This window comes from Caulobacter sp. DWR2-3-1b2, from assembly GCF_049896345.1.
GTDB lineage: Bacteria > Pseudomonadota > Alphaproteobacteria > Caulobacterales > Caulobacteraceae > Caulobacter.
The window spans coordinates 155,732-181,206 of record NZ_JAFCUC010000004.1; the positions used below are offsets into that span (position 1 = coordinate 155,732).

General features: G+C 66.9%; 24 protein-coding genes and 3 tRNA genes. 4 read left to right on the plus strand and 23 right to left on the minus strand.

Annotation, left to right across the window (positions count from 1 at the left end; genetic code table 11):
- Nucleotides 1-12 precede the first annotated feature (12 nt).
- The 17 genes from ACP694_RS12585 to ACP694_RS12665 all read right to left on the minus strand — a co-directional run bounded on the left by ACP694_RS12585 (nucleotide 13) and on the right by ACP694_RS12665 (nucleotide 13,585).
- Nucleotides 13-89 (minus strand) — tRNA-His (locus ACP694_RS12585).
- Between the two features lie 129 nt (nucleotides 90-218).
- The gene (locus ACP694_RS12590; RefSeq protein ID WP_426012865.1) at nucleotides 219-950 is read right to left on the minus strand and encodes an energy transducer TonB; all 732 of its coding nucleotides are present in this window, start codon (nucleotides 948-950) and stop codon (nucleotides 219-221) included.
- A gap of 11 nt (nucleotides 951-961) precedes the next feature.
- Complete coding sequence (locus ACP694_RS12595; RefSeq protein WP_426012866.1) at nucleotides 962-1,396, minus strand: biopolymer transporter ExbD; 435 nt, start codon at nucleotides 1,394-1,396, stop codon at nucleotides 962-964.
- 5 nt (nucleotides 1,397-1,401) lie between these two features.
- Nucleotides 1,402-2,295: a MotA/TolQ/ExbB proton channel family protein gene (locus tag ACP694_RS12600; protein WP_426013255.1), complete on the minus strand. Its 894-nt coding sequence runs from the start codon at nucleotides 2,293-2,295 to the stop codon at nucleotides 1,402-1,404.
- Nucleotides 2,296-3,192: 897 nt separating this feature from the next.
- Nucleotides 3,193-3,268 (minus strand) — tRNA-Phe (locus tag ACP694_RS12605).
- Between the two features lie 119 nt (nucleotides 3,269-3,387).
- A complete protein-coding gene (locus tag ACP694_RS12610) occupies nucleotides 3,388-3,570 on the minus strand; it encodes a DNA gyrase inhibitor YacG (protein ID WP_426012868.1) in 183 nt (60 codons plus the stop codon).
- On the minus strand, nucleotides 3,567-4,607 hold the full coding sequence (locus ACP694_RS12615) for a ribonuclease E/G (protein ID WP_426012869.1): 1,041 nt from the start codon (nucleotides 4,605-4,607) through the stop codon (nucleotides 3,567-3,569). The genes ACP694_RS12610 and ACP694_RS12615 overlap by 4 nt, the downstream gene beginning before the upstream one ends.
- On the minus strand, nucleotides 4,604-5,194 hold the full coding sequence (locus ACP694_RS12620; RefSeq protein WP_426012871.1) for a Maf family protein: 591 nt from the start codon (nucleotides 5,192-5,194) through the stop codon (nucleotides 4,604-4,606). The genes ACP694_RS12615 and ACP694_RS12620 overlap by 4 nt, the downstream gene beginning before the upstream one ends.
- 8 nt (nucleotides 5,195-5,202) lie before the next feature.
- The gene (gene infA / locus ACP694_RS12625) at nucleotides 5,203-5,421 is read right to left on the minus strand and encodes a translation initiation factor IF-1 (protein ID WP_008261544.1); all 219 of its coding nucleotides are present in this window, start codon (nucleotides 5,419-5,421) and stop codon (nucleotides 5,203-5,205) included.
- A gap of 97 nt (nucleotides 5,422-5,518) precedes the next feature.
- Entirely contained in the window at nucleotides 5,519-5,977 is a 459-nt protein-coding gene (locus ACP694_RS12630; protein ID WP_426012873.1) for a low molecular weight phosphatase family protein, read from the minus strand.
- Nucleotides 5,978-6,176: 199 nt separating this feature from the next.
- Nucleotides 6,177-6,668, minus strand: a complete 492-nt coding sequence (locus ACP694_RS12635) for a UPF0262 family protein (RefSeq protein ID WP_426012875.1) — start codon at nucleotides 6,666-6,668, stop codon at nucleotides 6,177-6,179.
- Between the two features lie 18 nt (nucleotides 6,669-6,686).
- Nucleotides 6,687-7,988, minus strand: a complete 1,302-nt coding sequence (hisD, locus tag ACP694_RS12640) for a histidinol dehydrogenase (RefSeq protein ID WP_426012876.1) — start codon at nucleotides 7,986-7,988, stop codon at nucleotides 6,687-6,689.
- Nucleotides 7,989-8,814: 826 nt separating this feature from the next.
- Nucleotides 8,815-9,009, minus strand: coding sequence for a hypothetical protein (locus ACP694_RS12645; RefSeq protein WP_426012878.1), 195 nt, complete (start codon nucleotides 9,007-9,009; stop codon nucleotides 8,815-8,817).
- Between the two features lie 178 nt (nucleotides 9,010-9,187).
- A complete protein-coding gene (locus ACP694_RS12650; RefSeq protein WP_426012880.1) occupies nucleotides 9,188-11,119 on the minus strand; it encodes a M1 family metallopeptidase in 1,932 nt (643 codons plus the stop codon).
- Nucleotides 11,120-11,336: 217 nt separating this feature from the next.
- Nucleotides 11,337-12,452 (minus strand): hypothetical protein, encoded by a 1,116-nt coding sequence (locus ACP694_RS12655; RefSeq protein WP_426013257.1) that lies wholly within the window; start codon nucleotides 12,450-12,452, stop codon nucleotides 11,337-11,339.
- 111 nt (nucleotides 12,453-12,563) lie between these two features.
- Complete coding sequence (locus ACP694_RS12660) at nucleotides 12,564-12,875, minus strand: EthD family reductase (protein WP_426012881.1); 312 nt, start codon at nucleotides 12,873-12,875, stop codon at nucleotides 12,564-12,566.
- Nucleotides 12,876-12,982: 107 nt separating this feature from the next.
- Nucleotides 12,983-13,585 (minus strand): hypothetical protein, encoded by a 603-nt coding sequence (locus ACP694_RS12665; RefSeq protein ID WP_426012883.1) that lies wholly within the window; start codon nucleotides 13,583-13,585, stop codon nucleotides 12,983-12,985.
- A gap of 141 nt (nucleotides 13,586-13,726) precedes the next feature.
- On the opposite strand from ACP694_RS12665, the gene ACP694_RS12670 reads away from it, so the two are divergent.
- On the plus strand, nucleotides 13,727-14,044 hold the full coding sequence (locus tag ACP694_RS12670) for a HigA family addiction module antitoxin (protein WP_426012885.1): 318 nt from the start codon (nucleotides 13,727-13,729) through the stop codon (nucleotides 14,042-14,044).
- Nucleotides 14,045-14,190: 146 nt separating this feature from the next.
- On the opposite strand, the gene ACP694_RS12675 is transcribed toward ACP694_RS12670, so the two are convergent.
- The 3 genes from ACP694_RS12675 to ACP694_RS12685 form a co-directional block, all read right to left on the minus strand.
- Complete coding sequence (locus ACP694_RS12675) at nucleotides 14,191-14,625, minus strand: DUF2948 family protein (protein WP_426012887.1); 435 nt, start codon at nucleotides 14,623-14,625, stop codon at nucleotides 14,191-14,193.
- Nucleotides 14,618-15,913 carry a UDP-N-acetylglucosamine 1-carboxyvinyltransferase gene (gene murA, locus ACP694_RS12680; protein ID WP_426012888.1) on the minus strand — a complete coding sequence of 432 codons (1,296 nt, stop codon included), beginning with the start codon at nucleotides 15,911-15,913 and terminating at the stop codon, nucleotides 14,618-14,620. The genes ACP694_RS12675 and murA overlap by 8 nt, the downstream gene beginning before the upstream one ends.
- A gap of 121 nt (nucleotides 15,914-16,034) precedes the next feature.
- Nucleotides 16,035-16,202: a hypothetical protein gene (locus ACP694_RS12685; protein ID WP_426012890.1), complete on the minus strand. Its 168-nt coding sequence runs from the start codon at nucleotides 16,200-16,202 to the stop codon at nucleotides 16,035-16,037.
- Between the two features lie 89 nt (nucleotides 16,203-16,291).
- Here ACP694_RS12685 and ACP694_RS12690 point away from each other — a divergent pair.
- A tRNA-Thr gene (locus ACP694_RS12690) sits at nucleotides 16,292-16,366 on the plus strand.
- Nucleotides 16,367-16,439: 73 nt separating this feature from the next.
- Here ACP694_RS12690 and ACP694_RS12695 read toward each other — a convergent pair.
- Nucleotides 16,440-17,417, minus strand: a complete 978-nt coding sequence (locus ACP694_RS12695) for a S1C family serine protease (protein WP_426012892.1) — start codon at nucleotides 17,415-17,417, stop codon at nucleotides 16,440-16,442.
- Nucleotides 17,418-17,602: 185 nt separating this feature from the next.
- Between ACP694_RS12695 and ACP694_RS12700 the strand changes: the two genes are divergently transcribed.
- Together ACP694_RS12700 and ACP694_RS12705 are read left to right on the plus strand one after the other, a co-directional pair.
- Nucleotides 17,603-19,876 (plus strand): transglycosylase domain-containing protein, encoded by a 2,274-nt coding sequence (locus tag ACP694_RS12700; RefSeq protein WP_426012894.1) that lies wholly within the window; start codon nucleotides 17,603-17,605, stop codon nucleotides 19,874-19,876.
- 73 nt (nucleotides 19,877-19,949) lie between these two features.
- On the plus strand, nucleotides 19,950-21,188 hold the full coding sequence (locus ACP694_RS12705; RefSeq protein WP_426012896.1) for an acetyl-CoA C-acetyltransferase: 1,239 nt from the start codon (nucleotides 19,950-19,952) through the stop codon (nucleotides 21,186-21,188).
- Nucleotides 21,189-21,230: 42 nt separating this feature from the next.
- Here the strand turns inward: ACP694_RS12705 and ACP694_RS12710 are convergent, their stop codons facing one another.
- A complete protein-coding gene (locus ACP694_RS12710; RefSeq protein ID WP_426012898.1) occupies nucleotides 21,231-22,772 on the minus strand; it encodes a tryptophan halogenase family protein in 1,542 nt (513 codons plus the stop codon).
- A gap of 292 nt (nucleotides 22,773-23,064) precedes the next feature.
- Nucleotides 23,065-25,437, minus strand: coding sequence for a TonB-dependent receptor (locus ACP694_RS12715; protein WP_426012900.1), 2,373 nt, complete (start codon nucleotides 25,435-25,437; stop codon nucleotides 23,065-23,067).
- Nucleotides 25,438-25,475: the final 38 nt, after the last annotated feature.

Below are 25,475 nucleotides of genomic sequence, written 5' to 3' on the forward strand. Positions count from 1 at the left end.
TGCGTTCCGCGATGGTACCGCCTCTCAGGCTTGAACTGAGGACCTCCGGTTCCACAAACCGGCGCTCTAACCAACTGAGCTAAGGCGGCGCATCGCGAGGGAGTGTGTTTAGTCGGACGCGGAGGCTGGATCAAGCGCCGAACAGCCTCCGCCATACGAAAACGCCCCGAAGCTTCGCAGCTTCGGGGCGCTCGCTTCTTGACCGGTCTCCGGGATCCCTAACGGGGAACCTGGAAGACGATCGGGATCGAGATCTGTCCACCATCCACCGGGGCGCCATCGAGCGTCTTCGGCTTCATCTTGAACAGTCGCGACAGCTTCATCGCCGCGTCGCCGAAGCCGTAGTCCGCCGGATTTTCCGACGTGACCGAGCAACCTTCGAGCGTACCCCTGGCGTTCACGGTGCACGAGATCGTCGCGCGGCCGTTCACCTCCATCCGCTGGGCGCGGTCGGGATAGTAGCGCGCCATGTCGTCCCCCGTGGGCTTGCGGGCCCAATCAGGACGCGTGACCACCGAAGCCCGAGCCGGCGGGTTCGAAGGAACCGGCGGCACGGCGGAGATCACGGGCGGCGCCGTTTGCTCGACCCGTACCTTCACAGGCGGGATCGGCAGAGGCGGCGGCGGCGTCACATCCGGCGGCGGCGCGATCGGCGGCCTCGGCTGCACCACCGCAGGAGGCGGAGGCGGAGCGTTGGTCGGCGGCGGCGGCGGCGGAGGAGGCGGCGGCGGCGGAGGAGGCGGAGGCAACTCCACGTCCACGGCGTCGTCGCTGTATTCCTTCATCACCGCTTCGAACTTCTGCTTCGCCATATAGACGCCGAGAAGAACGTGAACGCCAAGGACGATCAGGGTCGCAATACCAAAAGTGCCCAGACCCTTTTTCTTTCGGGGTCCTTCCGAGGTCAGCGGATCATAGTGGCGATGCCCGGGCGTTTGTTCGTCAGCCATGCAGCACCCCCTTAGCTATTGTCATCCCGGCCAATGAGCGCCACGCTATAGAAACCTGCATCCTGAAGTGAATTCATCACCTCCATGAAGGCTCCATAACGGGTCTTTTCATCGGCCCGGATGTAGATGCGCTCCTTGGTGGGATCGCGCTTACCGATGCTCTTGGCCAGGTCATCACCCAACGTCTGAGCATCCGTACGATTGTCGCCGATGAACACCTGACCTGAAGACTTGATCGAGATGTAGACCGGCTTTGGCGGGGTCGTTGACGGCTTCGCGACCGCTGGCGGCAGTTTCACTTCGACCGATGGGGCGGCGAGAGGCGCCGCCACCATGAAGATGATCAGTAGGACCAGCATGACGTCCACGAAGGGCGTGACGTTGATCTCGCTGTTCTGTTCGACGTTGAACCTGTCGCCCCCGCCGCCTGAGAGTTTGGCGGCCATCGGTGTTAGGCTCCCTTGTCGAGCTGACGCGAAATTGCGTTCATCAGTTCAGCGACGAAACCTTCCGAGCGGGTGCCGTAGGCCGAAATGCGGGTCTGGAAGTAGTTGTAGAAGATAACCGCCGGGATAGCGGCGAACAGACCAATACCGGTGGCGAGCAGCGCTTCGGCGATACCGGGAGCGACGACGGCCAGGTTGGTGGTGTTGGTGTTCGCGATGTTGATGAACGAGCTCATGATCCCGTAAACGGTACCAAACAGACCGATGAACGGACCGGCCGAACCGACCGAGGCCAGGAACACCATGCCGCCCGACAGGCGCTTGGCCAACGAGGCTTGGACCGCGTTGATGGCGTAGGTGGCGCGGGTGATCACCGAGTCACGGTGCTCGCCCGAGATGGCCAGGCCAGCTTGGCGCGACAGTTCAACTTCTTGGGCGGCCGCGGCGGCCATGTCGGCCATCGGGTTGCCTTCGAATTCCTCCGACGAACCGATACGGGCGATGTCGGCGATCGAACGAGCGCCCCGGAAGGCTTCCAGGAACTTGTCCGATTGACGGTTCAGGGCGCCAAACTCGAGGAGCTTGGTGATCAGCAGCACCCAGGAGAAGACCGAGGCGAGGATCAGGCCGATCATCACGACCTTAACGACGATCTTCGCTTCCATGAACATGGTGAAGGGCGTCAGCTGGTGCGACTTCATCTTTTCAGTCGCTGCGACGCCAGCATCGACTTCCTCGGCCGGGGCCGGGGTAACGGCCGGGGCGGGAGCCGGGGCGGCGGCTGTGGTGGTGGCCGGCGCAGGAGCAGCAGCATCCTGGGCGAAAGCCGGGGCGCTCGCCATCAGCGCGAGAGCGCCGACGAGAGCGATGAGGGGGGTCTTCCGTTTAATGTCGAGCATCTTTCGCCAGTTCCTGGTTGGTCTAGCACGTTTGGACCGAGGGTCGTCGCGCGAGAGCGTCTCCACCCTAACTTGAATAGCCCCCGAGGCGACCGATAACTCGGACGTCCCGCGGACCCGCTTCGCTGCGCTCGACCCGTTACGCCCCTCTAGCCAGGCTTGCGCCCTTCAGAAGGATCGTTTCGAAGCGCGTGTGACCACCGCCCTGTGAGGCAGTGATCTTACAGCAATGTTAGAATTGCGGCAGGGGTCCTTTGGCAACCCCTTTTCGCACCGTCAAGGGGTGACGGGCGGCATAAATTTACCGTCCCTTTGAAGCACCCACTACCGTTGCCGCATCGCACAAAAGAGAAATCAGGATTTAGGGGCGGTTTTTCCCCATCAAAGGGAATACCCATGTTGCGGTGCAGCAACTCAACAAAACGCCGGTCTCACAAGCCTGACCGAGACGCGCATCGCATCAAAGAACAATCTGACCGCGAGCGGCCGCCGGCGGGGGGCCAGGACCATTGAACGAGGCCGCCGCCCAAGACACCGCAATTTTTGCCTATTTTCCTGCGGGAAACCAGCTTGGCGGAAACGAGCTGGAGCCTGCTGGGCCTTCCTTGGCGACGGGTTGCTCCGCCTTCGTCCGCCCCACGGGCGCCGGCCAATAGGCGGCCTCTTTTGTCGGCAAGCGGTCCTCTTGGCTCTCAGACCTGTCGACAAGACGCCGCGATCTTCCCGATGGGAGAGTCAACGCCTTAGAGGTCGGCTCAGCGAAACAGGCTTTGCGAGCCTCGCCAGGCGGTAGGTAAAATTTTACATCTGCACCCCCCAGACGCGCCGGTGCTGAAAGTCGGGGCGCCGGAACACCCAAAGTCCACGTCGGCTTCGGCTGGGGGTCGAGGGAGGAAGTGGTGCCTGGAGCCGGATTCGAACCAGCGACACGCGGATTTTCAATCCGCTGCTCTACCAACTGAGCTATCCAGGCGCCGGGTCCGTCGGGGCCTAAAGGCGATCGAAACCGCCCTGACGCCCGCCTGACGGCGAGGAGCCGCGTCTATAGGTGAGGCGAAAAACGAAGTCCAGTCCCTCGTCGATGATCGCGGACTATTCCCGGCCGAAGTCTGTGGCCAAGTCCGTTGAAGGCGGGTTTTCCTCATCCTCGTCGGCGCCGGGCACGACATAGCGGTCCGACAGCCAGCGGTTTAGATCCACGTCGGCGCAGCGCTTGCAGCAAAAGGGCCGGAAGTCCGGGATCGCGGGCTTCTTGCAGATCGGGCAAGCGCTCATGACGTCGAGACCTCCAGGCGGTCATTGCCCCAATCGACAACCGGCGAAACGGTGAAGCGACGACCGATCTTGTCGGCCAGGGCGACGTCTAGGGCGGCGAAGGTCTCGGCGACGGCCACGCTACAGCGCCCGACCAGCCTGCCCCCGGGGTCGGCCCGGCCTTCGCGCTCGAAGGCCCTGACGAGCCGCAAGGCCCCGGCACGGGCCGAAAGGCCGCCGGTCTCGTCCAGCAGGCGGTCGAGAATCGGCTTGGTCCGTCGCGGCACGATCATCTCCAGCGCGCCAAACTTGCTGATCGGACCGATACCGACGCCGGGATTGTCGATGGCGAAGGCGTTGCGGGCCGCCGTGGTCAGGGCTGGGCCGTCGTGGCCGCGCCCGACCAGGTCAAACACCACAAGCCCCGCCAGGCCCTTCAGGCGCAGGACACGGGCCGCCGTGGTGAAAGCGGCCATGTTGGCGGCGCGGGCCGCCTTCTTGGAATCCCCATCGCGATTTCCGAGATCGACGTCGATGGCCACCAGGGCGCGGGTCGATTCGATGCTGATGTCGCCGCCGCCCGGCAGGGCGAAGACTGTCATCAGCGCCTCGGCCTCGGCCGCCTCGACCGCCTCCAGCGCGGCGAGGCCCTGGGTCGGCGAGCCTGACTTGACCCAGAGGCGCAGCAGCTCCTCCACGGTCGGAGCGTGAGCCGTCACGCGCGGGTCGCCGTCGCCCGGTCCGATGAAGCGGGCCACGGCGGACTTGTCGCGGCGCGAGGGGGTCTTGATCTCGATCTCGACCAATTGTCCCTCGACCAGCTTGGGCATGTCCTGGCGCATGGGCAGCAGGAGGTCGGCGCTGCCTGGGAGGGCGACGAAGGCCGAGTTGAAAACGCGCTCGATCTTCTTGACCCGGGCCACGCCGCGCACGCCCTCAGCGTCGAGAGCATCGTCGCCGTCCCACTCGGCGACCAGTCGCTCGGGACGCCCGTCCAGGGTGACGACCCCGACGGTCTCGCCGATGCCGGTATAGAGATAGGCGCGACGCTCGCTCATGAGGGCCTCCTCCAGCCGAGACCCGTCAGCAGGTTCAGGGTCTCATAGAGCGGCAGGCCGACCACGGAGGTGTAGGAGCCGTGCAGGTCGATGATGAAACCGCCGGCCACGCCTTGCACGCCATAGCCGCCGGCCTTGCCGTTCCATTCGCCGCCGGCCAGATAGTCGGCCCTTTCGGCGTCGGACAGATGCTTGAACTGCACGCGGGTCTCGACCAGCCGCGAGGCCTCGCGGCCATCGGGGGCGATCACGGCCACGCCGGTCAGGACCATGTGGTTGCGGCCCGACAGCAGCTTGAGGCAATGGGCCGCCTGCTCCGGCGTTTCGGCCTTGGGCAGGATTCGGCGACCCACGGCGACCACGGTGTCGGCGGCCAGCACCAGGCAGCCTGGAGAGCGGGGCGCGACCGCCCTCGCCTTCTCGATCGCCAGGCGCAAGGCATGGCGCCGCGGGGTCTCGTCCCGCAGCGGCGTTTCATCAATGTCGGCGGGATCGACCCGATCCGGGGCGACGCCGACCTGCGCGAGCAGGTCCAGGCGCCGGGGGCTCGCACTGGCCAGGACCAGCGGCGTCCGCTGGACGACCATCGCCAGCCCTACTTGAAGCGGTAGGTGATGCGGCCCTTGGTCAGGTCGTAGGGCGTCATTTCCACGAGCACCTTGTCGCCGGCCAGAACCCGGATGCGGTTCTTGCGCATCTTGCCGGCGGTGTGGGCGATGATCTCGTGATCGTTTTCCAGCGTGACGCGGAACGTCGCGTTCGGCAGCAATTCGCTGACCGTACCGGGAAACTCGAGTAGTTCTTCCTTAGCCATCAGGCCTCTCAAAACGGGTGACGCCATGCCGGCGAGGCCCCCGCGACCATTGAGTCGAGGAGCCGGTGACGGCTGCGAGGCGGGGGGTATAGCGCATTCACCCCCCGAACGTCGATGGCGCGCCGAAACGTTGTCGAATTGCGTTGGCCAGGGCGTCGCGAACCTCGCGGTACGAGGCCAGCATGGCCTCGCGAGAACCGTCCGCGAGGGTCGGATCGTGGGTCGGCCAATATTCGATGTCGGTGGCCCGGTCGCGGGCCAGCTCGACGGCCCGGTGCTGGGCCTCGGGAGTCAGGGAGATGACCACGTCGAAACTGTCGTCCTCCAGTTGGGCGAAGCTCTTGGGGCGGTGGGCGGTGACGTCGAGCCCCATCTCGTCCATGACCACCGCCACGAAGGGGTCGATCCCCTCCTCGGCGGGGTCGGGCTTGAGGCCGCACGAATCGACGAACGCTCTCGTTCCATAGAAGTGCTTGAACAGCGCCTCGGCCATCGGCGAGCGCACGCGGTTGAAATTGCAGGCGAAGAGCACCGCGCCCGGAAGCTCGCCCGACACGCCCTAGAGCCTCGCCCTGAAAAAAAGTGTCAGCCGCTCTGCACGCTTTTCATCCGTCTCCCCGGCGAAGGCCGGGGCCCACGTGAAACCCACGAGCCGCTCAGGATGAATCTGGGTCCCGGCCTTCGCCGGGAAAACGGTGGTGGGTAGGTTTGGAAAAGTTCTCATTGTGGGACCGCGCCCACTTTCACTGAGCACTCTAGCCTCGCCAGTGCAGGGCGCAGATCAGGGTGAACAGCCGCCGGGCGGTGTCGAGGTCGGTCTTGACCTTGCCTTCCAACCGCTCGCGCAGCAGGTTCGAGCCCTCGTTGTGCAGGCCGCGCCGGCCCATGTCCAAGGCCTCGATCTGCTGCGGCGTCGAATTGCGGATCGCCGAATAGTAGCTGTCGCAGATCATGAAATAGTCCTTGATCACCCCCCGGAAGGGCGACAGGGACAGCAGGTGGCGGCGCTCGTAGCCCCCCCTTTCGGTACGGGGGCCGGCGATGTCGAAGGCCAGGCGGTTCTCGATCAGCGACAGCTTCAGGTCATAGGGCCCGCCCTGCGCCTCGGCCGGCTCGAAATAGTTGCCGTCGAGCAAGTCAAAGATCGCCACCTGCCGCTCTTGCTCCTGGTCCCGCGACGCCGCCGCGAGGCTGTCCTCGTCGATGAGGATGGACTTCAGGGACTCGGTGGACTGGGCGTCGGACATCGAATGGAGACTTGTCCCTTACGGCTTGGAAGGCAACCGGTTGGACGAAAGCCGAACGGACGCCGAAAGCGCGTGGGCCGGCAAGCCCTCGGCCTTCGCCAAGGCCACGGTGTGCGGCCCCAGGATGCCGAATGACGCCGCGTCGCACTTGACGATCGAGGTGCGTTTCAGAAAGTCGTAGATCGACAGGCCCGACTGGAAGCGCGCCGCCCGGCTGGTGGGCAGCACGTGGTTGGAGCCGGCCACATAGTCGCCGATGGCTTCGGGCGTCAGCCGACCCAGGAAGATCGCCCCGGCGTGACGCACGCGGTCGGCCAGGCGTTCGGGCTCATCGATGGCGAACTCGACGTGCTCGGGGGCCAGCAGATCGACCAGCCGTGGGCTGTCGTCGAGCGGGCACAGGATGATCGCCCCGTGGTCGCGCCAGGACTCGGCGGCGTCGACGCCGGTGGTCAGGGTCTTGAGCAGGGCATCGACAGCGTCCGACACCGCCTGAGCGAAAGCTTCGTCGTCGGTGATCAGGATCGCCTGGGCGGCCGGGTCGTGCTCGGCTTGGCTGAGCAGGTCGGCGGCGATCCAGTCGGGATTGTTGTTGGCGTCGGCGACCACGACGATCTCGGACGGGCCAGCCAGGGCGTCGATGCCAACCACGCCATAGAGACGCCGCTTGGCGGCGGTGACATAGGCGTTGCCGGGGCCGACGATCTTGTCGACCGGCTGGATCGGTCCGGCGCCGTAGGCCAGGGCGGCGACGGCTTGGGCCCCGCCGATCCGCCAGATCTCGGTGACCCCGGCCTCCTTGGCGGCGGCCAGCACCGCCGGCTCCAGCTTGCCGGGCGGGGTGACCATGGCGATACGGTCCACCCCGGCCACCTGGGCGGGCACGGCGTTCATCAGCACGGTCGAGGGATAGGCCGCGCGGCCGCCGGGCACATAGACGCCCACAGCCTCCAGCGGCGTCCAGCGCCAGCCCAACTGCACGCCGGCCTCGTCGATCCAGCTCTGGTCGGTCGGGCGCTGGCGGGTGTGGAAGGCGCGGATGCGGGCGGCTGCAAAGGCGATGGCTTCGCGCACCTCGGCCGAAACGGCGGCGGCCCCGGCCTCGATCTCCTCGGGCGTGACCCGGATGGTGTGCTCGGTCAGCTCGACGCCATCGAAGCGGCTGGTGAAGCTGAGCACGGCCGCCAAGCCATCGGCCTGCACGGCCTCCAGCACGTTGCGGGCGGCCGCATCGACATTCTCGGGCGCGCCCCGACGCTCGTCGAGAAAGGCCTTGAAGGCGGCGGGAAAGGACGGGTCGGTGGAATTGAAGCGACGCATGCGGCCTAGATGCGGGTTTTTGGGGATGGTGCAAGGGGGGATCGCCCAGAGACACCCTCCGGCCGTCCGGACCACCCGCGCCCATCGCCTACGCACCGTCATCAGAGTGACGGGAATGGAGCGGCGTCTACCCCACCATTACCTTCCCGGCAAAGGCCGGGACCCATATTGAACCCAGGGCGCTCAACATCTTGAGCGCCAGAGAAGGGCGCGTCGTCCCCAAACGCTCAGGCTAAATCTGGGCCCCGGCCTTTGCCGGCTAGACGAGGTTAAACCGCAAACGCGCAGCCGCAGAAACGGACTGTTCGAGTGTCTGCGAAGGTGGATATCCGCCTTGAGCCCTAGTGAAATTTGGCGCGTAGAATCTTAGAAGTGCAGGGCTGTACTGTAAAAGTGGCCCGAAATACCGGATCGTTCGGTGGCGGCGGCAGCACATGATAAGTCGCTTGGACGCTTAGGTTGCCGTGGTTGTCCGGCTTACTATCAAACTCTATGTGTTCAAGTCCCTTGACCTCTGGACGGGCTTTCTCAATTTCCGCATACGCGGACCGACTCAGCTCGATTTCCTGGTCTTCCTGTGAAAGCACACAGGCTTGTGGAGCGACAGGACGGGTTGCACACCCTCCCACGAAGACAAGAGCGGCTGCGAACAGAATACGACTAGCAAGTCGCATGATCACTCATCCCTCTCGGCAAGTCCGCAACGCTTTATGCATCCTGGGGTTGGCGGCGCCCTTTTGCAATCGATCTGCCAAGATCCGTTCGGGTCCAGATCGCCTATCCCCATCCGATCAGGCGTTCGCCGGGATGACAGTCTTGGGCATGGTTACCCCATGCCCGCATAGGCCAGGGTCGCCAGTCCGGCCCCGAACATCAGGACCATGGCGACCAGCCCCATCCGGCCCCACTGGATGCAGGGGCCGGCATGCCGAAGCTCGGCGGCCTCGGGCTTGTTGATATCGCATTTGTTGAAGAACACTGGACGCGCACGGGCGCGCGTCGCGAACACGGCGTCAGCCATGGCGTTAACTCCCTAAGTTTCCCGCCCCTCTGACGGGAGCGCGAAAACAGGGTTAACACGAAAACTCGCCAAAAGCGCGAGTTTTCGTGTGCATTCCGCCTAAAGCGGCGCAGAAATGCGCGTTTTTGTCGTCGAAATGACGCCAAACGATCGAAAACGCGCGAATTTCTGAAACGACCTATTTGACGATGGTGTCCACCGTCTGCCGCGTGACGGCGTGATAGAGCGGCCGGGTCTTGGCGTAGAGCGCCTTGGCGATGGGCTGGCCCCAGTCGCCCTGGGCCATCAGGTCCTTGAACAGAGGCGCCACGAACTTGCGGCGGCCCTGCTCGGTGAGAAAGGTCTGCAGCGACGGCACGGCCGGGTCGTAGCGGTTGGCGACGGCCAGCTCCAGCCAGACAAAGCGGATCTCGCTGTTACCCTGGGCCGATAGACCGAAGGCCTTGTCCAGATCGGCCAGGCGTTCCTTCGACAAGGCGCGCGGCAGGCTGGTGATGAAGCGGGTGCGCTCGGGCGTGCTCCAGCCCTTCCATTTGTCGAGCGGCGCGGGGCCGCCGGTGGCGTAGGCGGCGGCCAGGGCGTCGACCGCCGGGAAGGCCGCCGACTTGATGTGCACGGCGTTGTCCGGCAGACCCACCTGATAGACCCACTGGTCGATGCCGATCGCGGCTTCCAGCTTGGGATCGCCCTTGATCAGGCTGGCGCGCAGGTCGGCGACGAAGCCGGCCGTGGTCTGCGACTGGAAGGCGTGGCGGGCGAAATAGTTCTTGAGATAGGCGTCCCATCGCGCGCGGCCGACGGCCTTTTCGATGGTCCGCAGGAAGGTCGCGCCCTTCTGGTAGGCGATGTCGGTCATGCCGTCGTCGGGATCGCGACCGGCCAGGTCGAGGTGCAGGCGGGTGTCGGCGCCGGTCAGGCCGCCGGCGTCCTTGATCGCGCCCTGCAGGTCGCTCCAGCCCAGGTCGGCCAGCATATTGGCGCGCTCCGGACCGTAGAGCTTCTCCATGATCCGGTTCTCGAAATAGTCGGTGAAGCCTTCGTTGAGCCAGAAGTCCGACCAAGTGGCGTTGTTCACCAGGTTGCCCGACCATGAATGGGCCAGTTCGTGGGCCACCAGGCTGACCAGCGAGCGGTCGCCGGCGATGATCGTGGGCGTGGCGAAGGTCAGGCGGGGGTTTTCCATGCCGCCGAACGGGAACGATGGCGGCAGCACCAGCAGGTCGTAGCGACCCCAGGCATAGGGGCCGTAGAGGCTCTCGGCCGCCTCGACCATCTTCTCGACATCGACCAGTTCGTAGGCGGTCTTCTTCATCACCGACGGCTCGGTATAGACGCCGGTGCGCTGGCCCAGCGGTGTGAAGGCGATGTCGCCGACCGCCAGGGCGATCAGGTAGGAGGCGACAGGTTTGTCCATCCGGAAGCGGTAGGCGCGGCCGCCGCCGGCGCCAAGTTTGCCGGCTAGGGGCTCACCGTTCGGAGTCAGCATCTGCGCGCTCATCACCGCCTTCAGGCCGGCCGGCGCCACGATGCGGGCGGTCCAGGTCTGGCGGACGCCTGGGCTGTCCTGGGTGGGAATCCAGGTGCGGTTGAGGATCGCCTCGCCCTGGCTGAACAGATAGGGCTTGGCCTTGCCCGCCGTCTGGGCCGGGGTCAGCCACTGCAATGCCGCGCCGCCGGGGGCGCTGTCGTAAGCGATGACGATGCGCTTGGCGCCGTTCAGTTGGACGGTCAGCGGAGCGCCGAGGATGGGGTCGGTCTTTCCCAGGGTGAAAGGCAAGGCCGCGCCCTTGGCGTCGGTGACGCCCTTGATCACCAGGCCCTTGCTGTCGAGCACGACTTCCTTCGCGCCTGGCGCGGCGGCGATGTCGAGGGCGGCCGTGCCGGTCATCTTCTGGTTGGCGAAGTCGGCGGTCAGGTCCAGGTCGATGTGGGTGACGCGGGCGACCAGGGGCTGTGCGTAGGAGTGGACGTCGCGCGCCTCGGGCGACTTGAGGACCGCCGGGATGGGCGGCTGAACGGCGGGCGTGGCGGCCATGACAGCGGTCGCGGCGGCGCCGGACAGGAGCAGCGCCAATAGGGCGGCGCGACTGGTGATGTTGATCGAGGGCATGATAGGGCGATTTCCGTGTTCGGAAGGGCGTTGGGATTGTTCTAGCCCACCGCCACGGCGGGTCTAAGGCCAATTGCTCAACTCCTTCCCTTTGGGGGCGGTGTCGGTGTCGGCGACGGTGGGGGGAGCAGGATGAGAAAAGATGCCACGCGTCGAGCACTGCCGGCCACTCCCCCCTCCGGCCCTTCGGGCCTCCTCCCCCACAGGGGGGAGGAGCTTAGAGATAATCCAGCAAACTCGTCCCGCCCGTATTCACGCTGCCGTCGGGATTGAACAGCGAGGCCAGCTTGTCCGACAGGTTCTGCAGCGCGACCATCTTGTCATAAAGCGCCGGAGTCCAACCCGCCGCCTGCCGCTCCTCGTCGCTCATCGCCGTGTATTGGGTGATCAGGTTCTTGCCGAAGGCCGAGTTGTCGGAGCCCTTGGCGCTCTTGTAGCTGCTGGAGATGCTGTCGCGGTTGCGGGTCTTCACCTCGGCGGCGGCCTGGGCGACCTCGTGCTCGGAGAACTGGGCGCCCTTGTTCAGCGCCACGGCGGCCAGGGAGCGGTTGTCGAACTTGGAGAAGTCGATCGTTCCGTCGTCGGGATCGGTCGCCAAGCCGTCGCCCGTCGCCGCGGCATATTGCTTGTCGAGCACCGAGCGGACGTCGGAGGCGACCGCCTTGATGTCGCGGGTGCGGGGGCTGGCGACCACGCCGCCGGTGTCCTTCAGATAGGCCGCGACGGGGTCGCCGTCGATGCCGCTGGGGGCCACGCCCGGCTTGTCGGTCGCCTGCTGGAGCCCCTCGGTGAGGGCGGCCTTGTCCTTGGCCCACTGTCCCATGGCCTTTTCCTCGGGCCCGGCGACCTCGAGATTGGCCAGGGCCGCCTTGTAGAGCCCGGCATGGTCTCCGGTCACCCGCATGGCCGAGGCCGGGGCCGACAGCGACGCGTCCCGCGTGGCCTTCATCTGCAGGGTCGCCACCACCTGCTCCTCGATCGGGAACTTACCGCCCTTGTTGCTGGCGATGGCGTAGAGGCTGCGGCGGTCCAGGCCCGCCAGGCTGATCGTCGCCTTGCCGTCCTTCAGGGCGCTGGTCGCCTTGGCGTCGGACAGCAGCTTGTCGAGCGCCGTGCGGGCCGAGGCAACCACGGTGTCGATGGTGCGGCTGTCGGTTTGGGCGGCCAAGGCGGCCTGGGCTTCCGCCGACAGGGTGACATTGACGCTGGAGCCGCTGGTCTTGGCTGCGGATGTGCTGGCGGTATCGGCGGCGGTTGCCTTAGTGGCTGTCGTCCCGGCAGCCGCCGCAGCGTAGGGATTGGTCGCGTAGCCGGTGGTGATGCTGCTGACCATGACGCCCTCGAACCGATCGCCGCGCAATCACGAATCACGGCGCTCCTGAACCCAAGTCAAAGGGCGCGATCATGGTTAAGGCTGCGTTCACCATGATCGCGCCGGGCCATCTCAATCTTGTGTGCTGACCTGGGCGATCGGCGCGATCGTGGTGAAGTTGGCGACGTCGGCCATGACCTCGCCGCCGCGCGGACCGGCCAGCGAGGCCTGCATCGCGGCGGCGTCCTCGAAGGCAAGGTGCGCCATGGCCACGAAGGGCGCGGGACCACCGTCGGGCGCCGAGACGCCGACGAACACCTGAACGTCCTTCAGACCGGAGGATCCGAAGGCGTCCTTCACCAGTGGGATGTGGGTGGCGTCATAATAGGCCTGGTCGAAGCTGGCGCCGGGCGTCGCCGGATAGAGCACGCTGAAGATGACCATGTCGGCTTCCTTGATGGCGGCGCTCGCGCATCGCGGGCCGCTCCCTGACGCGATTTAAGCACGCGCCTGGCCGGGCGCCCATGCGGGGCGCGGCGCCAATTACGAGGTTAGCGCGCTGACCAGAGACTGCCAGCGGCCGCTTGCAGATCTCCAGAGACGTTGCGCCGAGCCAGCGAGAGCCCTTCCAGCTCCACCTTGTCGGCGCGCAGGGTGCGGTCGTGGAGGCTGTAGCCCAGTTGATAGACGGCGCGGTCGGTTTTGGTCTGGCCATCCTCGATGAACACCGTCAGCACGCCGACCGGCACGCGACCGGTCCTGGCCTTGCCGGCATGCTTGCGCAGGCCGTTCTCGATCCAGCCGGCCTCCAGGCGCGGATTGCCGGTGGTCTCGACGCTATCGCTGCGCAGCTCGGCGGGAAACCAGATCGTCTGGGTCTGGATCACCTGCTCGGAATTGACCGAGTTCAGACGCACCGTCTCGCCCTTGTCGGCCACCGCGCCGGTCATCACGAAGGTCAGCTTCCGAGCCTGGGCCTTGGCCTCGGCCCGCCGTTCGCTGACGGCGGCGACCCGGTCGCGCTCATCGCGTTCGCGTTCGCGGTGCGAGTCCCAGAAGCCCAGGCCGGCGATCACCAAGGCCCCCACGCCGACGATCTCGGCCAGGGTCAGCCAACGCAGCTGGATGCGCTTGCGGGAGGTCTCTTCGGTCAAGTCGGTCTCCGTCGAAACAAGCGCGAATCCATGGCATGTTCCCACTCTCTAGGGGAAGTTCGCTTGGGAGGCACGGGAGACTGGACCTGACCTGTCGGCTATCTTGGTGAGCAAACCTTCGTCAGATTGGCCAAAGCCGCCATGCGCACACTTGATTTCGAGGACTTCGTCAGCCCGGCGCCCCATCCGGGTGAGCATCTGCGCGAAGACTATCTGCCGGCTTTCAAACTGACGGCCGGCGCCTTGGCTCGCTCCATGGGCCTGAAGGACCGCACCCGGATCGAGCGGCTGATCCGCGAGAAGCAGCCCGTCACCGCCGATACGGCGCTGCGCCTGGGCAAGGTGTTCGGGACGTCGGCTCAGTTCTGGATCAACCTGCAGAACGCCCACGACCTGTCCAAGCCCGCGATCGAGACGCGCGATGCGTTGAAGGCGATCAAGCCGCTGGCGGCGGCTTAGCGAAACCGCGCAATGTAACTCAATCTTGTCATCCCGGGCGTAGCGAAGCGAAGACCCGGGACCGCCGGAAGCGCCCACGTTCACGCGTCGGTCCCGGATCTTCGCGCTTCGCGCTCGTCCGGGATGACAGCCGAGGGAGGCTGACCTCAGTCCGCGTGCCCCGGCTTCCGAGACGTCGCCCAAGGCTCGGACACATCCGCCAACACCACGTCCAGGCAGTCGACGGTGACGCGCAGATCGCCGCCGCCGGCGAAGGTCAACAGCACGCTGCCGCCGGGGGCCTCGGCGGGCTCGAAGGCCACGGAGAGCAGTTCGACGACCGCCGACTTGGCGTCGCGGCGCAGCTTGCGGGCCTGGACGCCGGTGACGTCGCCAAGCTGGAGGGCGGAACGCACGCGCTCACCCTTCTTGGCGCTCGATTCCCAGCGAAAGCGGTTGCAGGCCAGGGTCAGCGTCCGCGCCGAAGCGTCCCAGCGGATGTCGCCGATCTTGGCGATGGCGTCCTGCAGGGCGGCGGAGATCACCGCCAGGTCGTCGGCGTCCTGGGCCAGCAGGCGTAACGGCGTAGCGGCGTCACTCATGGTCGTCGCCCTCGGCATCGCCCGTGATGCGGCGCACCTGAGCCCCGCAGGCGCCCAGCTTTTCTTCCAGCCGCTCGAAGCCGCGGTCCAGGTGATAGATGCGGCTGACCGTGGTCTCGCCGCGCGCCACAAGGCCGGCGATCACCAGGCTGACCGAGGCGCGCAGGTCGGTGGCCATGACCTCGGCGCCTTCCAGCTGGGCCACGCCGCGCACCCGGGCCTCGCCCCCGGCCACCGAGATGTCGGCCCCCAGGCGCATCAGTTCGGGGGCGTGCATGAAGCGGTTCTCGAAGATGGTCTCGCGGATCCGGCTCTCGCCCTTGGCCGTGGTCATCAGGGCCATGAACTGGGCCTGCAGGTCGGTGGCGAAGCCCGGATAGGGCTGGGTTTCCAGGTCGACGGCTTCCAGGCGGTGGCCGTTGCGCTTGATGATCACCCCGTCCTCGGTGCGAACGACGCCGCAGCCGGCCTCTTCCAGCTTGACCAGCAGGCTGTCGATCAGTTCGGGGCGAGCGCGAGTCAGCTGAACCTCGCCGCCGGCCATGGCCGCCGCCACGGCATAGGTGCCCATCTCGATGCGATCGGGGATCACCGAGTGCGTCGCGCCGTGCAGCTTGGCGACGCCGGTGATGGTGATGGTCGGGGTCCCCCCGCCCTCCACCTTGGCGCCCATGGCGTTGAGGCAGATCTGCAGGTCCAGCAGTTCGGGCTCGCAGGCGGCGTTCCTGATGGTGGTGACGCCGTCGGCCAGCACGGCGGCCAGCATGGCGTGCTCGGTGGCGCCCACCGAGACGAACGGGAAGGTGATCTCGGCGCCCTTCAGGCCGCGCGGGGCCTGGGCATAGACATAGCCTTCATGCAGGTCGATCTTGGCGCCCAGGGCCTCAAGCGCCTGCAGGTGCAGGTCGACGGGACGCGCGCCGATGGTGCAACCGCCGGGCAGGCTGACCTTGGCCTGGCCGGTGCGGGCGATCAGCGGGCCCAGCACATTGAACGAGGCGCGCATCTGCCGGACCAGCTCATAGGGCGCGAAACCGCTGGTAATCTCGGGCGCGTGCAGCACCGTCTCCGAACCATCAGGCCCTTCGCGCTCTTCGACCTGGGCGCCCAGGCGGGTCAGCAGCTTGCCCAGGAACCTGGTGTCGGCCAGGCGCGGCATGTTGGTCAGGCGCAGCGGCTCGGACGTGAGCAGGCTGGCCGCCATCAGCTTGATGGCCGAGTTCTTGGCGCCGCTGACCGGGATGATCCCGTTCAGCTGCGCGCCGCCGATGATGGCGATACGATCCAATGAAAGTCCCTCATCGCGCGGCTATTCGAGGGGGAGCGCCGCGCGGTCATCTGTGAAGAAGAGGTTCTAGCGGTTGCAAAGCCCCGCGCAAGGGGCGGCGCCGATTCCTCACCGTTCCCCCTCAGTCGGACGGCTCGCCGGTCTGTTCAAGAGCTGGTTCCGGCTTGGCGGCCGGCGCGGGGGCGACCTTCCTGCGGCGAAGATTGGTCCGTAGCGCCTGAGCCAGCCGCGCCTCGCGCGCCGCCTTTTCCCCAATGGGCTTGGTGTGAGGCTTGGGGTTGTGGCTCATGTTTCCACAGGTGAAAGCGCCGCGACGATTGGTCAACACGATTTTGGCTTTGCCAACCGCGTTTGGTTCGCTATACGCCGCTCCTCTTCGCCGCGGTAGCTCAGTGGTAGAGCGCATCCTTGGTAAGGCTGAGGTCCTGGGTTCGAGTCCCAGTCGTGGCACCATCGGGGTCCAGACCTCTCAGGTCTGGACCCCGACCACACCAGATCCCACAGATCCTCAACACATCGCCAGCCGCTAGTTGAACCGGCGCTTCTTCAGCAGGGCGCTGCGATCGGCCGAGCGGATCTCGACCTCGAAGACGTCCTGCTCGCGCAGGATGCGCAGAGGGATCACGGCGCCCGGCGGGCCTTGCGCCCAGAGCTGCGTGTAGAATTCGGCCAGGTCGTCGACCGGCTCGCCCGCCACCGCCAGGATGAGATCGCCCGCCCGCAGCTCGGCGCGCGAGGCCGGACCGCCGGGAACGACGCCCACCAGCACGACATGCGCGCCAGACTCCTGGGCCAGCACACCCAGCCACGGACGCGGCGGATGGCCCGGCTTGCCCCGCGCCAGATCGTCGAGGATGGGCGGCAGCAACTCGGCCGGCACGAACATGTTCATGGGCCGGGGCGCGCCGCTGGACGTGCGGCCTTCCAGGCTCAACGAGCCGAGCCCCACCAGCTTTCCGGCGGCGTCGATCAGGGCCGCGCCACTCCAGTGCGGGTGGGCCGGCTCGGTCATGATGGCGTCGTCGAGCAGATATTCCCAATAGCCCGCGAACGGCATGCGGGCGAGCACGCGTCCCGCTGCGGCATGGGCGCGTCCGCCGGCCCCGGCCACCACGACGGCGCTGCCGGCCTTCAGCCCCTGCGACGAGCCGAGCGGCAGCACCGGCAGGTCGAGCGGCTCCAGCGCCTGGACGAGGCCCAGTCCCGTCTGGTTGTCGAGACCCAGGACGTGGGCCGCGACGCGCCGGCCGTCGTTGAGCGTAAGGGTGACAGTCTCGGCCTCGGTGATCAGATAGGCCATGGTCAGCACCAGGCCGCTGGGTCCCACCACCACGCCATTGCCCAGGCGCTCCGTGCCCAGAATGCCGGCGGTGAAGGCGTCGGCCGGCACGCGCGCCTCCAGCGCCACGACGGCGGACAGCGCGCTATCCAGGTTGAACGCATGGCCGTCGGCGGTGGGACGCAGCCGGGCCTCGACCTCGTAACCTTGGAATGGTGAGCTCAACTCGATCTCCTTTAGGAGTCCAGATCTGGGATCGACCGGCGCGCGCGACAAGGGATACCGCCAGGCGACGGCACGTTTGCCTCAAACAGAACGCGAGACGTTCCGCGCGGCGTTGGCTCCGCCCGCGCCTGTGCTAAGAACCAGCATCCTCACGCGGGCCCCTGGCCCGCCAGCCTGCGAATCGCATGTCCGATCCTTCCGACGAGCCCAAGATCGCCCCGCGAGCCGACTCGCCCGAGGGCGCCACGCCGAAGCCGAAACGCGTGCGCAAACCCACGGCCGCGCCCGCGCCGGTGACCGCAGCCGAGCCGGCTCCGGAGACCATCAAGGCCGCCCCCGCCAAGCCCAGGCGCCTCCGCAAGCCAAGGCCCGTCGCCGCGCCCATCTCCGCGGTCGAACCGGAGACGCTGGACACCGTCCAACTCGCGCCGGCGGTTGTTGAACCTGAGCCGGCGCCCGCTGACCCGGAAACCGCCGAAGCGCCGCAAGCCTCCGTCACTTCCGATACCGCCCCGGCGCCGGTCCCCCGCAAGCCGGCGCTGTGGCGGCGCCGCGCCTGGCAGGTCGGAGCTGGCGCCGTCGTGCTGCTGGTGATCTCGGTGATCGCCTCGCTGCTGTGGTCCCTGCCCCTGGGCCGCGCCCTCGAGCCGCTGGCCAACCCGACCCTGATCCTGGAAGCCACCGACGGCACGGCCATCGCCCGGCGCGGGTCCTACAAGGAAGCCCCCGTGGTGGTCGCCAATCTGCCGGCCTATGTGCCCGGGGCCTTTGTCTCGATCGAGGACCGGCGCTTCTACAAGCACATAGGCGTCGATCCCAAGGGCATCGCCCGCGCCATGCGCTCCAACGCCAAGGCGGGCGGCGTGTCCGAAGGCGGCTCGACCATCACCCAGCAGCTGGCCAAGAACGCCTTCCTGTCCAACCAGCGCAGCCTGCGCCGCAAGGCCCAGGAGGTGCTGATCGCGCTCTATCTGGAAGCCCGGTTATCTAAGAATGAGATCCTGTCGCGCTACCTGTCGTCGATCTATTTCGGCGACGGCGCCTTTGGCCTGCGCGCCGCGGCCCGGCACTATTTCGACAAGACACCCGAGACCCTGTCGGTCGGCGAGGCGGCGATGCTGGCCGGCATGGTCAAGGCCCCCTCGCGCCTGGCCCCGACCGAGAATTTCGACGGCGCCAAGGCCCGGATGCGCGTGGTGCTGGTCGCCATGGTCGACACCGGGACCATCACCCCCGCCCAGGCCGCCCAGGCCGTCCGCGACATCCATGTGGACGGCGGCCGCCGCAAGCTGCCTACGGGCTCCTACTTCGCCGACTGGGTGTTCCCCCAGGCCAAGGCGGTGTTCGAAAACACCTATGGCGAGACCGTGGTGCGCACCACCCTGGACCGCGACCTGCAGGCCAAGGCCGAGAAGGTGCTGCGCTCCGCGCTGGACCGCGACGGCAAGGGGCTGAACGTCAGCCAAGGGGCGATCGTCGCCATGCGCACCGACGGCCGGGTGGTCGCCATGGTCGGCGGCCGCGACTACAAGGCCAGCCAGTTCAACCGCGCCGACGGCGATCGTCCGCCCGGCTCGGCCTTCAAGCTGTTCGTCTACCTGACCGCCCTGCGCCAGGGCATGACCCCGACCAGCCCGATCCTCGACGCGCCTGTCATCGTCAGCGGCTGGACGCCCAAGAACCACGAGAGCAAGTACGCCGGCCGCGAGGTGCCGCTAATCACCGCCTTCGCCGCGTCTTCCAACGTCGCCGCAGTGCGTCTGGCCAAGCAGGTTGGTCGAGACAGCATCGTCCGCACCGCCCGCGACCTCGGCGTCACCGACCCGATCCCCGACGACCTGACCCTGGCCCTGGGCACCGGCCCGATGAGCCTGGTGCGGCTGACGGCGGCCTATGCGGCCATCGCGGCCGGCGAGACGCCGGTGGTTCCGCACGGTCTGGCCGACTGGCGCAAGCCGGCCAAGGTTCATCCCCTGACCAAGGCCGAGCTGGTTGGTATGCGTGACCTGCTGCGCTCGGCCACCCAGCGCGGCACCGGCATCGAGGCGGCGATCCCCGGCGCGTTCGGCAAGACCGGCACCAGCCAGAGCTATCGCGACGCCCTGTTCGTCGGCTATGTCGGCGACCTGGTGATCGGCGTTTGGGTCGGCAATGACGACAACAGCCCGATGAACGGCGTGGTCGGCGGCGGCATGCCGGCCAAGATCTGGAAGGAACTCGCCAGCTACGCCGTGGGGCGCGGCGTTCGCGCGGCGCCGGTGATCGACGAAAGCCTGGTGCCACTCAATCCCGAGGACCCGACCCTGGAGATCGCGCCCGAGGTTACGCTCGACCCGGCCGTCCCTGGCGAGCCCGCGCCCGCCGATCCTGCCAGCCCCGCCGCGCCGGCCGACCCCTCGCCTCCGATCGCGCCCGTTCCGGTCGCCCCGGCCGCGCCTCCGCCGAGCGAAAACCGCTAGACTGACCCAAGGGCGCCGGCGCTCAGGTCGGTTCAATGCCGTTTTAGGCAACCGTTCTGGGAGGAACGCCGCTATGCCCGAGGCCCTGATCATCGACGCCTGCCGGACGCCGCGCGGCATCGGCAAGGTTGGCAAGGGAGCGTTGGCCGACCACCATCCCCAGCACCTGGCCGCCACTGTGCTGAAGGCCCTGGCCGAGCGGAACGCGCTGAACACCGCTGAGGTCGATGACATCATCTGGGGCACGAGCACCCAGCGCGGCAAGCAGGGCGGCGACATGGGCCGGATGGCCGCTCTGGACGCCGGCTACGACGTGCGGGCCAGCGGCATGACCCTGGACCGGTTCTGCGGCTCGGGCATCACCACGGTGAACCTGGCTGCGGCCTCGATCATGTCGGGCATGGAAGACCTGGTGATCGCCGGCGGCACGGAAATGATGTCCTACACCGCCGCCACTGCGGATCGGACCTCGGTGGGCCTGCTGGACTCCGGCAATCTGCGCCTGCGGGCCCGCCATCCCCAGACCCACCAGGGGGTCTGCGCCGACGCCATCGCCACCCTGGAAGGCATCGACCGCCGGGCGCTGGACGAGTTGGCCCTGCTGAGTCAGCAGCGCGCCGACCACGCGATCCGCCACGGCCATTTCGACAAGTCGCTGGTGCCGGTCTATCGCGACGACGGCTCGGTGGCCCTGGACCGCGAGGAGTTCCCTCGCCCCGAGACAACGATCGAGGGCCTGTCATCGCTGAAGGCCTCGTTCGAGATGATGGCCGGCGTGCCGATCGACGAGGCGGGGACCACCCTGGGCGGGCTGATCCACCAGGTCTATCCGGACCTCAAGATCAACCATGTGCACCACGCCGGCAATTCCTCGGGTGTGGTCGATGGCGCGGCGGCGGTGCTGCTGGCCTCGCCGTCCTATGCCGCCGCCCACGGCCTGAAGCCGCGCGGCCGCGTGATCGCCATGGCCAATATCGGCGACAGCCCGACCCTGATGCTCAACGCCCCGGTTCCCGCCGCCCGCAAGGTGCTGGCCAAGGCCGGACTGACGGTTGACGACATCGACCTGTGGGAGATCAACGAGGCCTTCGCCGTGGTGGCCGAGAAGTTTATCCGCGACCTGCGGCTCGACCGCGACAAGGTCAATGTCAATGGCGGGGCGATGGCGCTGGGCCATCCGATCGGCGCGACCGGGTCGATCCTGATCGGCACGATGCTGGACGAGTTGGAGCGGCGGGGCCTGAAGCGCGGCCTGGTGACGATGTGCGCGGCGGGCGGCATGGCCCCGGCGATCATCATCGAGCGGGTATAGCGCATGGGGACAGGCGCATACGCCTGTCCCCTGCCGGACCAGTCATCGCGCGTAGTAAGCCTCGACCAGCTTGCGATGGACCGGCAGGTGCTTCAGCGCCTCGGTCGAGGCCGCCGCCACCTTTTCGAAGGTCTGCCGCGCCAGCACGCCATCGGGATACCGCCCGTCGACCGGCGAGAAATCGGTCGCGGCGTTCATGCCGTAGAGGATGAACTGGTAGCTGGCCGGCAGGAAGGTCTCCAGATCGACGACGAAGTCGAAGCGCGACACCGGCCGGTGCGCCCACTGGGCCAGCATGTCGCGCAGACCTTGAGGCCACGAGGCCGGGTCGGCGTTGTCGCGCCAATAGGGCTCTTCGCGCTTGGACAGACAGTAGTGCAGCTTGAGGAAGGCGACGATCCGCTCGAAGCGGCCACTCATGGCGCTGCTGAAGTTGCGCGCCGCGCCTTCCATCGCCGCCCTGCCCTTCAGCGGGAAGGTGTCGGCGATCATCATCGCGGCGGCCTCGATCAGCATGCTGCCGGTGGACTCCAGCGGCTCGAAGAAGCCCGCCGACAGGCCCACGGCCACGCAGTTGCCGACCCACTGGGTCTCGCGATAGCCGGTCTGGAACTTCAGCAACCGCACCGGCAGAAGGTCGGCCTCTTTGCCGACATAGGCCCGAAGCACCTCTTCGGCCCGCGCCTCGTCGCTGTGCCGGCTGGAGAACACGTAGCCGACGCCCCGGCGGTTCTCCAGGCCGATGTCCCAGGTCCAACCCGCCTCGTGAGCGGTGGCCAGGGTGTAGGGCGCGATCGGCGCGTCCGGCGTGGCGTAGGGGACCTGCACGGCCAGGGCGCGATCGTTGAACAGCACATCGTCGCAGCGCTTGAACGGCACGCCCAGGGCCTCGCCGATCAGCAGGGCGCGGAAGCCCGAACAGTCGATGAACAGGTCGCCCTCGATGACGCCCAGTCCGCCGGCCGTGACCGAGGCGATGTCGCCGGTCTCGCCGTCGCGTTGCACCGTCTCGACCTTGCCGGTCAGGTGGACGACGCCCAGGTCCTTGGCCACGCCGCGCAGGAAGTCGGCGAAGCGGGCGGCGTCGAAATGGTAGGCATAGTTCATCGGCCCCTGGAAGTCGGGGTCCTCCAGCCGCTTGGGGCCTAGGCCATGGGCGACGACCTGGCTCTGGTTGGTCACCGCGTCAGCGAATGGGACGGTCGATCCCGCCTGGCGGTCCAGCAGCCAATAGGGCGACAGATCACGCCCGCCCGGTTGGACCGGCACGTTGAACGGGTGAAAGTATTCGGAAGCCTTGCCGTCCGATGAACGCCGTTCCCAGTCGCGGAACAGTACCCCCTGCTTGAAGGTGGCCGAGCTCTCTCGCAGGAACCGCGCCTCGCTGACCCCCAGCGTGGCGAGCGTCGCGCGGATGGTGGGAAACGTGCCCTCGCCCACGCCGATGATGCCGATGTCCGGCGACTCGACCAGGGTGATGCTGGCGCCGCCTGGACGGTTCGCGCCCAGCGCCTTGGCCAGGAAGGCGGCCGTCAGCCAGCCCGCCGTGCCGCCGCCGACGATGACGATGCGGTTGCCTGCCATGAGCGGATGATCCCTCAAAGATTGCTCAGGGAGGGACTGGACCCCGAGTCGGGAAAACAAAGAAAAGCCCGGGCGGCGTCAGGGGAATAGCCGCCACCCGGGAGAGCGTCAGTCTGGGAGGTGGAACGCTCAAGAAACTTCGATGGACCGGCCCACCGCCGGAGGCGGAGGGCCGGTCCCATGCGAGCCTAGAGCATTTCCCGACCTGACTGCGTCAGGCCGTGAGCTCTAATCTTCTGTTTTGACGCATTTTTCTTCACGCGAACCGGAACCACTTCGCTCGAAAAATGCCCTAGAACTTCGCGCGGACGCGGAAGCCCCAGGTGCGCGGGGGTTGATAAACCGACAGCCATACCGGGGTGGACGGCCCCCCGAAGGCGCCGGCCCCGGACTTGATGTTCTTGTCCTCAATGTTCTGGACAAAGCCTTCGAGCGACCACGGATCTTCTGGCGGCTCGTAGCGCACCACCAGGTCGGAGCGCGTATAGCCCTTCTGCTGGTCGGCGGCGCCCTGATTGAAGTAGGACAGCCAGCTCTTGCTTTCGATGTGGGTGCTCAGGCGCGGGGTGATCCGCCCGCCGTTGCTCAGCTCGAACACATGCTCGTACGAGACCGTGCCCGAGAAGCGCGGCGCGTGGGCAAGTTCGTTGCCCTTCACATTGACCAGCTTGGTGGGGTCGTTGTTGGCATAGAGGCGGGCGTCGATGCTCTGCAGGTCGTCCATCTCGGTCTTTTGGAGCGAGGCGGAAAACTGCAGGCGGTCGACGGCGGTCAGGTTGGCGGTTAGTTCGGCTTCGAAGCCGTACGCCGTCGCGCCCTTGGCGTTTTGGGTCACCAGTTGCGAGGACTTCACTGAGCCGTCCGGGTTGCGGGTCGTGACCGCCTGGTTGACCTGATAGCCTTTGAAGTCCGCGTAGTAGGCTGCGAGATTCAGCGTGGCTCGGCCGTCCAGGAAGCGGATCTTCGAACCCACTTCGTAGTTGGTCAGGGTTTCCGGGTTGGTCAGCTTGCCGCCGTCCTGGATGTTGCCCGACTTGAAGCCGGTGCCGACCGAGGCATAGACCAGCACGTCGTCGGTCAGATCGGCGTCGGCGCGGGCCAGCCAGGTCAGCTTGCTCCAGCTGCCCTTCACATCGTTGGGCGAGATCGCGTAGCCCGGCAGCAGCGTCAGCAGCTGGGCGGCGGTCAGGCTGCGGCCGACGGCGAAGATGCCGTGGCCATAGGTCCCGTAGGTGCACGAGAAGCTGCCGGCCGGATCGGGGCAGCCGTCGAACATCACGTTGCGGCCGCCGACGTCCTGCTTGGTGTCCTTGGTGTAGCGAAGGCCGCCGGTAAGGCGAATGCGGTCGGTGGCGTGCCAGACGGCCTGGGTGAAGGCGGCCTTGGACTCGATGGTGCGGGCGGCCTGGATGAAGCTGCCGGCCCAGGCGAAGGTGCCGCCGCGATAGCCGTTGCGCTGGTCGATGTCGAAGCGGATCGAGTTGTCTTCGTGGCTGTAATAGCCGCCCAGGATCCAGTCGACGGCCCGATCGTCGCCGGTCGACTTCAACTGGACTTCGTGGCTGTAGGCGTCGTTGCGCGACCAGACGGTGCGGTTCTCGTTGAAGGCGCCGCCCGGAGTGGTGGCGCTGGTCGGCGGCAAGGCGCCGGCGTCGGCGTCGCTGTTGGCGCCGCCACCCACCCGTTGCCAGCCGGTGATGTAGGTCAGGCCGATGTCGTCGGTGACCGCATAGTCCAGCTGGCTACGGATGCCGTAGGAATAGCGATCGCTCTCGGCGGCGGTGTCACTGAGCGTCGACCACTTCTTCTGGCCGGCGCGCGGGGTCTGCATCAGGCCGATGACCGGCGCGCCGGTATCCTGATAGCCCTCGACATTGACGTTCCAGGTCAGCTTTTCGGTGGCCTTCCACAGGGCGCTGACGCGCAGCGAGCGCTGGTCCTGGGCGTAGTACTTCTTGCCGGTGGTGACGAAGGCGGCGGGGTTGATGCCGTTGCCGGCCGGGGGCTGCTGGTAGTCGGCATAGCCGTCGTGGCGCTCGGTGATGCCGGCGATGCGGATGGCGAAGGTGTCCGACAGCGGCATGTTGACCGAGAAGCGGGCGCCCAGGCGGTTGTACGAACCGGCCACCAGTTCGGCGCTGCCGTAATAGTCGTCCGTCGTCGGCCTGGCCGTGCGTAGGCTGATGGCGCCGACCGTGGCGTTGCGGCCAAACAGCGTGCCTTGCGGGCCGCGCAGCACCTCGACGGCGTCCATGTCGTACATCAGCACCGCAGCGCCCTGGGCGCGCGGCGAATAGATGCCGTCCACATAGATGGCGACCTCGGGGTCGGCAACTTCGGTGTAGGCGTTATCGTTGCCGATGCCGCGCATGGTCACCAGGATCGCGCCCTGGTCGCCTTGCTGGTTGATGGCCATGCTGGGCACGAACTTGGCCAGATCGGTGACATCCTCTACCTGCTGGCGGTCGAGCGAGCCTTGGCCAAACGCCGTAATGGCGATCGGGGTGTCCTGCAGGTTGGTCTCACGCTTGGTGGCGGTGACCGTGATTTCCTCGATTTGGATGTTGTCTGCCGGGGCCTGAGCGGTCTGGGCCTGCACGGCGGTGGCGGCGATCAAGGCCGTTACGGCCGAGGTCCCGGCCAAGAGCGTATTGCGGAGTTTCATTCTTCATCCCTCCCTGTGTGCGATCCTTTTTGGTCGCG

Excerpts from the sequence above, each read along its gene's own strand:
- ACP694_RS12590 (WP_426012865.1), bottom strand. The coding sequence starts at position 950 with ATGGCTGACGAACAAACGCCCGGGCATCGCCACTATGATCCGCTGACC.
- ACP694_RS12595 (WP_426012866.1), bottom strand. The coding sequence starts at position 1,396 with ATGGCCGCCAAACTCTCAGGCGGCGGGGGCGACAGGTTCAACGTCGAA.
- ACP694_RS12600 (WP_426013255.1), bottom strand. The coding sequence starts at position 2,295 with ATGCTCGACATTAAACGGAAGACCCCCCTCATCGCTCTCGTCGGCGCT.
- ACP694_RS12610 (WP_426012868.1), bottom strand. The coding sequence starts at position 3,570 with ATGAGCGCTTGCCCGATCTGCAAGAAGCCCGCGATCCCGGACTTCCGG.
- ACP694_RS12615 (WP_426012869.1), bottom strand. The coding sequence starts at position 4,607 with ATGAGCGAGCGTCGCGCCTATCTCTATACCGGCATCGGCGAGACCGTC.
- ACP694_RS12620 (WP_426012871.1), bottom strand. The coding sequence starts at position 5,194 with ATGGTCGTCCAGCGGACGCCGCTGGTCCTGGCCAGTGCGAGCCCCCGG.
- infA (WP_008261544.1), bottom strand. The coding sequence starts at position 5,421 with ATGGCTAAGGAAGAACTACTCGAGTTTCCCGGTACGGTCAGCGAATTG.
- ACP694_RS12635 (WP_426012875.1), bottom strand. The coding sequence starts at position 6,668 with ATGTCCGACGCCCAGTCCACCGAGTCCCTGAAGTCCATCCTCATCGAC.
- hisD (WP_426012876.1), bottom strand. The coding sequence starts at position 7,988 with ATGCGTCGCTTCAATTCCACCGACCCGTCCTTTCCCGCCGCCTTCAAG.
- ACP694_RS12645 (WP_426012878.1), bottom strand. The coding sequence starts at position 9,009 with ATGGCTGACGCCGTGTTCGCGACGCGCGCCCGTGCGCGTCCAGTGTTC.
- ACP694_RS12650 (WP_426012880.1), bottom strand. The coding sequence starts at position 11,119 with ATGCCCTCGATCAACATCACCAGTCGCGCCGCCCTATTGGCGCTGCTC.
- ACP694_RS12655 (WP_426013257.1), bottom strand. The coding sequence starts at position 12,452 with ATGGTCAGCAGCATCACCACCGGCTACGCGACCAATCCCTACGCTGCG.
- ACP694_RS12660 (WP_426012881.1), bottom strand. The coding sequence starts at position 12,875 with ATGGTCATCTTCAGCGTGCTCTATCCGGCGACGCCCGGCGCCAGCTTC.
- ACP694_RS12670 (WP_426012885.1), top strand. The coding sequence starts at position 13,727 with ATGCGCACACTTGATTTCGAGGACTTCGTCAGCCCGGCGCCCCATCCG.
- ACP694_RS12675 (WP_426012887.1), bottom strand. The coding sequence starts at position 14,625 with ATGAGTGACGCCGCTACGCCGTTACGCCTGCTGGCCCAGGACGCCGAC.
- ACP694_RS12685 (WP_426012890.1), bottom strand. The coding sequence starts at position 16,202 with ATGAGCCACAACCCCAAGCCTCACACCAAGCCCATTGGGGAAAAGGCG.
- ACP694_RS12700 (WP_426012894.1), top strand. The coding sequence starts at position 17,603 with ATGTCCGATCCTTCCGACGAGCCCAAGATCGCCCCGCGAGCCGACTCG.
- ACP694_RS12705 (WP_426012896.1), top strand. The coding sequence starts at position 19,950 with ATGCCCGAGGCCCTGATCATCGACGCCTGCCGGACGCCGCGCGGCATC.
- ACP694_RS12710 (WP_426012898.1), bottom strand. The coding sequence starts at position 22,772 with ATGGCAGGCAACCGCATCGTCATCGTCGGCGGCGGCACGGCGGGCTGG.
- ACP694_RS12715 (WP_426012900.1), bottom strand. The coding sequence starts at position 25,437 with ATGAAACTCCGCAATACGCTCTTGGCCGGGACCTCGGCCGTAACGGCC.